Source organism: Flavobacterium sp., assembly GCF_035760125.1.
Taxonomy (GTDB): Bacteria; Bacteroidota; Bacteroidia; order Flavobacteriales; family Flavobacteriaceae; genus Flavobacterium.
The window spans coordinates 1-6207 of sequence record NZ_DASTTN010000350.1 but is presented as its reverse complement, the minus strand read 5'-3'; the positions used below and the strand labels follow the sequence as shown (position 1 = coordinate 6207).

9 protein-coding genes are annotated in these 6207 nt (G+C 31.1%); 6 read left to right on the top strand and 3 right to left on the bottom strand.

Annotated features, from left to right (window positions below; translation table 11 throughout):
• From VFS71_RS12575 to VFS71_RS12565, 3 genes are all read right to left on the bottom strand, one after another.
• Positions 1 to 258, bottom strand: a 258-nt coding sequence (locus VFS71_RS12575; protein WP_326401643.1) for a DUF2490 domain-containing protein, incomplete at its 3' end; no start/stop codon positions are given.
• 188 nt (positions 259 to 446) lie between these two features.
• The gene (locus tag VFS71_RS12570; protein WP_326401642.1) at positions 447 to 872 is read right to left on the bottom strand and encodes a hypothetical protein; all 426 of its coding nucleotides are present in this window, start codon (positions 870 to 872) and stop codon (positions 447 to 449) included.
• 33 nt (positions 873 to 905) lie between these two features.
• On the bottom strand, positions 906 to 1331 hold the full coding sequence (locus tag VFS71_RS12565; protein WP_326401641.1) for a hypothetical protein: 426 nt from the start codon (positions 1329 to 1331) through the stop codon (positions 906 to 908).
• A gap of 344 nt (positions 1332 to 1675) precedes the next feature.
• Here VFS71_RS12565 and VFS71_RS12560 point away from each other — a divergent pair, with 344 nt between their 5' ends.
• From VFS71_RS12560 to VFS71_RS12535, 6 genes are all read left to right on the top strand, one after another.
• On the top strand, positions 1676 to 1846 hold the full coding sequence (locus VFS71_RS12560; protein WP_326401640.1) for a hypothetical protein: 171 nt from the start codon (positions 1676 to 1678) through the stop codon (positions 1844 to 1846).
• Between the two features lie 60 nt (positions 1847 to 1906).
• Positions 1907 to 3631 (top strand): tetratricopeptide repeat-containing sensor histidine kinase, encoded by a 1725-nt coding sequence (locus VFS71_RS12555; protein ID WP_326401639.1) that lies wholly within the window; start codon positions 1907 to 1909, stop codon positions 3629 to 3631.
• A 9-nt stretch (positions 3632 to 3640) separates the two neighbouring features.
• Positions 3641 to 4309 carry a response regulator gene (locus VFS71_RS12550; protein ID WP_326401638.1) on the top strand — a complete coding sequence of 223 codons (669 nt, stop codon included), beginning with the start codon at positions 3641 to 3643 and terminating at the stop codon, positions 4307 to 4309.
• Positions 4310 to 4474: 165 nt separating this feature from the next.
• A complete protein-coding gene (locus VFS71_RS12545; protein ID WP_326401637.1) occupies positions 4475 to 4768 on the top strand; it encodes a hypothetical protein in 294 nt (97 codons plus the stop codon).
• Positions 4769 to 5083: 315 nt separating this feature from the next.
• On the top strand, positions 5084 to 5491 hold the full coding sequence (locus tag VFS71_RS12540) for a hypothetical protein (RefSeq protein WP_326401636.1): 408 nt from the start codon (positions 5084 to 5086) through the stop codon (positions 5489 to 5491).
• A 71-nt stretch (positions 5492 to 5562) separates the two neighbouring features.
• A partial coding sequence (locus tag VFS71_RS12535; protein ID WP_326401635.1) for an endonuclease/exonuclease/phosphatase family protein occupies positions 5563 to 6207 on the top strand: 645 nt, incomplete at its 3' end.

Sequence of the window (6207 nt, the reverse complement as noted above, 5' to 3'; positions counted from 1 at the left end):
ATAACCCGCCGTTAATGAAACCGATTTATTAGGTATATATGCAACACCTCCCCTTAATAAATAAAAATTATTGCTCTCAAAAAATCCGTTTTCACGAATATGGGCATCTGCAGCGATTCCCCAGTGCTCACTGAACTTTGTCACAGTGTTCAATGAAACCCATGTTTGGACTTGTTGATTTACTTCTTTTTTTGTAGCCCCTTGACCGAAGATTAAAAAGGGAAACAATACAGCTAAAACTTTGGATAAATTTTTCAAAATAGTATATGATTTAAATCCGGAATAAATTTGTAATAAAATTAATTAAAATATCATTAATTCTTTTACAGTAAAAATACTTTCCTACTTCGTATACTAACATGATATTTATCATCTGGAAGAAGAAAATGAAACATTTATAATTAGAAAAAATAAGACCGAAAATAAATGAATACTAAACAATTAGATTACTTTATTCCTTGTGTTTTTAATCTGTATTTATGAATAATATAATTTGTAATTGGTTTTAATGGTTTCTCCGTTTCGGGATGAAATCCAGATTGATTAAAAAGTTCTATTTTACCATCTTCTTTAGAATACCAAACTATAGGTTTATTGTTTTTAAAAAACACTAATTCCTTTTTTGAATCCAATTTTTCCAACTTCATAATGCTTTCATCAAGTGGGATTATTAGATTCCATTCACCAATCCCTAATTTCTCACTGGAACAATCAACTTCTTCATAATGATTCTCTTTCCACTGCATACATTCTTTAGTTGGAAAAATCATAACTTTTAATGCAAATAAAGCAACCAATACAAATAACAATGTCGCCAGAAAAATGGCCCTTCTTTTGATAATAACACTACTTATACTTTCTTTCTTAATCAAATTTAATGAGCTTTCGTCATCATCAAAAATCTCTTATTGTCTCTCTTCAAAAGGAACTGAAACTAATGATTTTATTATTCCATCTTTCCCTGCATTTTGTTTATACCTACTAAAAGGTCTTGGATTAAAATCAATAATAATGGCAGCCAATTCAATTCTAGTTGAATGCTCTGTATTTTTCTCTCCTTTCAAAAATGAAATTACCGACTTCAGTTTTCCAGTACCAAAATTATCAATAGCTCTTCCTAATTTTTCATCTTCTTTAGCGCTAAAAAAAAATCTGAATGTGCTTTCATCTGTTTTAGTCAAATCCATTCCAGAAATACGTAAAAATAAATCTCTCAACTTGGCTGGTGTGAGATTTGATAGATTTCCACTCCCATAAATGCCTTCTATTTTCTTCGCTTCATATTGAGCCTTAATGGCACTTTTATATTCTTCAAAAGTAGTTTTGTTCATAAGCATGATCGGAATTTATTGGAATTATTAGAATACATCGGAATTTCTGGAATTACCGGAATTCCATTGAAATCATTCAGCAGAAACACTATTCCTTTGCTTCAGAATTAGTTCCTGTTCTATTTCGCGATAAGAACAAATGTACAAAACTAGTTCAAACAAAAGTGTTGCTAAACAGCATAGTACAATTATCTGGGAAGTATAAAAATACTATACTGTTTCAGCACACTTCACTTCCCGCAAGCAAAAAAACAAACTGTTTTTAATGGCTCGCCTATTCAGGCAATGATTCGAATTCAAAATCGAAGGGGCCAACCTATGTCTAATTTTTAAATCAAAAAAAAATGAAAAGAATATTTTTAGTATCGTGTTATATCATTACAAGTGTAGTTATGGTTTCTTGTACCAATGATGATATGGAAACAACTCCAAATACGAATAAACAACAAGTAAGTGCTGATGCACCAATAGATGGAGATAGCGGACAAATACCAACTACCCCTCCTAAACCTTAAGTTTAAAAATATTAATTCAGATAATAATACTGTTTTAATTAATTTGAGTATTTTCGGGAAATGATAGCAAAAAAGTTATATTTCCCGAATTTTTATTTATTACTGATATTGCTATTTGCAATAAGTTCTTGTTCCAAAAAACAATCCATTCCTAAAGAAAAGAAAATAAATGTAGCATACCAAGTCTATATTGACTATGCTGAAAAGTATTTTGCTAATTCACAATACAATAGGGCCTTTTTTTATTATAATAAATCAAAATTAGCTTGTGACTCATCAAAAGACAATGCCAAAATTATTTATTCTTTACTTAAAATGGCGGCTATTCAGCAAATACAAGGTGATTATGCCAGTAGTGAAACTAGTGCAACAGAGGCAATTCCTTTTTTTGACAAAACTACCGACAATCAATATAAGATTGCAATATACAATACTCTTGGTATCAACTATAAAAGCCTTTTTGATTACAATAATGCCATTTATTATTACAATCAAGCTCTTAACATCGCTGAAACTGAATTACAAAAAGCAATCCTTAAAAACAATATTGCTGTTATCCATATGGAAAAACAGAATTACAAAGATGCTATACAAATCCTCATTCCTTTACTATCAATAAAAGAAGTTATAGACAATGATCAAAATCACGCTCGAATTCTTGACAACCTAGGTTTTTCATATTTCAAAACTGGAAATTTTCAAAAAGGTTTTAATTATATCAATCAAGCCCTAAAAATTAGGGAACAAATAAAAGATGATTTTGGAACAACAACATCCTATTACCGCTTATCTGAGTTTTACAACAAGACCAATCCCGTTTTGTCATATCATTATGCTCAATTATCCTATGCTAAAGCTACTAAGGTAAATAATGTAAATGATCGTTTGAAATCTTTAGAACAATTAATTAAAAATAGCACTGGAAATCAATCCAAAAAATTTACGACAAACTACCTCCGTATCAACGATAGTCTCAATAAAGCAACTCAAAAAGCAAAAAATCAATTTGCAAAAATTAAGTACGATTCGACCAAAGAAAAAAATGAAAATCAATTACTAAAAACACAAAAAATTGAGAATGCCCTAGAATTGGAACAACAAAAAAACAGAAATTATGTTTCCTACTTTCTAATATTTATAGGGATTCTATCCACCGTATTCTTATACTATTATTTAAAAAATAAGAGCAAAAAGGAAAAAGAAAAAGCAGTTTACGAAAGTGAAACCCGAATATCCAAAAAACTTCATGATGAATTAGCCAACGATGTTTATCAAACGATGGCTTTTGCCGAAACCCAAGATTTGCAAAACCCAATAAAAAAAGAAACCCTTCTAGGCAATCTTGATAAAATATACGCAAGAACCCGAAACATATCGAGAGAGAACAGTAAAATTGAAACGGGTGCGAAGTTTGAGGAAGAACTAAAAGAAATGATATCGGCTTATAATAACAATCAAACCCAAATAATTATTAAGGATAATGGCGATATCAATTGGTTAAAAATTCAATCCGCAAAGAAAATTGCGTTACACAGAGTATTGCAAGAACTGATGGTCAATATGAAGAAACATAGTCAGTGTTCCTTTGCTGTTATTAGTTTTGAATCGAATGAAAAATGCATTGAAATCAATTATTCTGACAATGGAATTGGAATAGACAATACACTAATTTTGAAAAACGGCCTCCACAATGTGGAAAACCGTATTCATGCCATAAATGGAACCATTACTTTTGACATAGAAACCAACAAAGGTTTTAAAGTTAAAATAGCAATTCCCAAATAATTACAGATTATGTTCAAAAAAGTTTTGATAGTAGATGACATCGATTTTAATGATATTGCAGCTGTACAGGTGCTTAAAGAACTTGAAGTTCCCGAAATTGATTTTGCCAAATACTGTGACGATGCTTTGCTAAAAATCAAAAAAGCCTACAAAGACAACGAACCTTATGAATTGCTAATCTCTGATTTGTCGTTCAAAGTCGATCACAGAGAAAACAATCTCAACTCTGGAGAAGAATTAATCGCGGCAGTAAAACAATTGTTTCCAGAAATAAAAATTATTGCCTTTTCTATCGAAGACAAATCCTATCGCATAAAATCATTGTTTGACAAATACGGCATCAATGGTTTTGTCATGAAAGGCCGCAATAGTATTGCTGAACTAAAAAAAGCAGTTGAAATTGTTTTTGATGGCACTAAAAAATACTTGTCACCAGAATTGAATTATATTCTTCAGGACAAGACTGTCAATGAAATAGACAATTACGATATTCAGCTCATTAAATACCTATCTATAGGCGTGACCCAAGAAAATATGGAGTCCACTTTTAAAGAAGTTGGCATTACGCCAAACAGCAAAAGCACCATCGAAAAACGCATCAACAAACTCAAAATATACTTTAAGGCAAACAATCCCACCCATCTTGTGGCTATTGCCAAAGACTTAGGATTGGTTTAATGCTAAAATAGTTGTCTGCCTGAAAACACTTTTGCCTTTTCGGGCAAATTGAAAATTTGTTACTTTTCAACATATAAATCACCCTGTTAAAAATGGATTTTTTACGGTTTCCCGTAAAGAAGTTTTCAGCAATGATTTTAAGTTTGCCTTTATATTTCAAAACCAATGCGAGCAAATAATTTCATTAAAACTACGATTACAAAATATAAAGCCAAAAAGAAAAACAACTTAAGAATTGTAACTCCCAAAGCAAATATATTTGTAAAACATTTATCCAAAAACAACACCTATTTAAACAGTATCATCATATCCATTGGACTTATGACAAGTCTAATTCTTTTAGGAATAGCCAATTATTTTAATTCTTTCGATTGGAGAGTTTCCTGTATTCCTTTGATGATATCCTTTATACTTACTTCCCTCCTAACTGCTCTGAAATATAGATTCAAAAAAATCTAGTTCCTTATTTTGCTGAATGCAAAAGCCATTAGTTTTTCCTAACACTTTGATTCTTGAAAGTGTTTTTTTTAAGCTTTTATTCTAACATTCAAGAGAATTAAAGAATGTAATCAATTTTCAAAAAAGAAATCCCCTAATGAGCCTTAAAAATAATTCTTCAAAAAAACATGACGAAATACATTCTAAAGACACCAAAAACGATGACTCTTAACCACTTATAAAACAACATAAAATTTAGTATAAGTTAATCATGTGCCTTACGGTTTACCGTAAAAATTTGAATTATAATCCCTCTAAATTTGAAACAAAAAGGGCATGATTAAAAAATTACTTTTTATACTATTTCCATTTTGGTTGGTAATTTCCTGTAAAAAAGAACAGCCAAAAATACAACCTCATACCCTCAATAAAGAAGTCATCACTCCTGATGACATCAATACCATTACGCCGGAAGAAGCCAAAACGTATCACAAAGATTTTAAGTATGATTATGAATATCGAACAGGAACATCCGGAAATTATGAGTATAATTATGTTGTAAATGGATTGGATCAAGTGGGAGATTCCGTATCGGGTATCATCAATATAAAAGGCAAATTCGGTGCCGGTACAATCATCAATATCAAAAATGAAACCGTAGATATACAAGTTGAATGGATTGATTATGGCAAACTAAAAGGCACAGACGAAGATGGAAATATTTACAAACTAGAAGCAAATTAAAAACAACTCTTTGTACTCGGAAGCTGATAATTCTTTTTACAATCTTTATATTTGGGCATTAATCCTGATTCATGAACAAAGCATTTTTACTTCTCTTTTTATTTTCTTTCAATACTTTTTATTCCCAAACCAAACTTCTTTCCTGGAACCTGGAAAACTTTGGTAAATCCAAATCAGATCAAGAGATTGCGTTTATTGCCAATACCATAAAAGACTTCGACATAATCACTATCCAAGAAGTAGTAGCTGGAAATGGTGGAGCACAAGCCGTGGTAAAACTAGCAGATGCACTCAATCGAAAAGGAACTAAATGGGATTATCGAATAAGCAACCCCACTTCAAGCAATAACTATAAAACAGAACGTTATGCCTTTATATGGAAAACCAGTAGCCTAAAACTAAAAGGCAAACCATGGCTAGAACAAAAATATCATTCTGAAATAGACCGTGAACCATATTTTGCCACTTTTGAAATCAAAGGAAAAAACATTACCATTGCTACTTTTCATGCCATCACAAAAAGAAAACAACCCGAAACCGAGATTAAATATTTCAAGCTTCTACCACAAGAATACCCTACTTTGAATCTACTGTTTGCGGGAGATTTCAATTGCCCTCAATCGCATTCAGTTTTTACACCTTTAAAGAAAATGGGCTTCGCTCCTATTTTAGAAAATCAAAAAACATCACTAAAAACAAAACCTAAAGGGAGCAAT

Bases quoted from the DNA above. Each gene is read 5' to 3' on its own strand.
- VFS71_RS12545 (WP_326401637.1), top strand. From the start codon at position 4,475: ATGCGAGCAAATAATTTCATTAAAACTACGATTACAAAATATAAAGCC.
- VFS71_RS12550 (WP_326401638.1), top strand. From the start codon at position 3,641: ATGTTCAAAAAAGTTTTGATAGTAGATGACATCGATTTTAATGATATT.
- VFS71_RS12540 (WP_326401636.1), top strand. From the start codon at position 5,084: ATGATTAAAAAATTACTTTTTATACTATTTCCATTTTGGTTGGTAATT.
- VFS71_RS12555 (WP_326401639.1), top strand. From the start codon at position 1,907: ATGATAGCAAAAAAGTTATATTTCCCGAATTTTTATTTATTACTGATA.
- VFS71_RS12560 (WP_326401640.1), top strand. From the start codon at position 1,676: ATGAAAAGAATATTTTTAGTATCGTGTTATATCATTACAAGTGTAGTT.
- VFS71_RS12565 (WP_326401641.1), bottom strand. From the start codon at position 1,331: ATGAACAAAACTACTTTTGAAGAATATAAAAGTGCCATTAAGGCTCAA.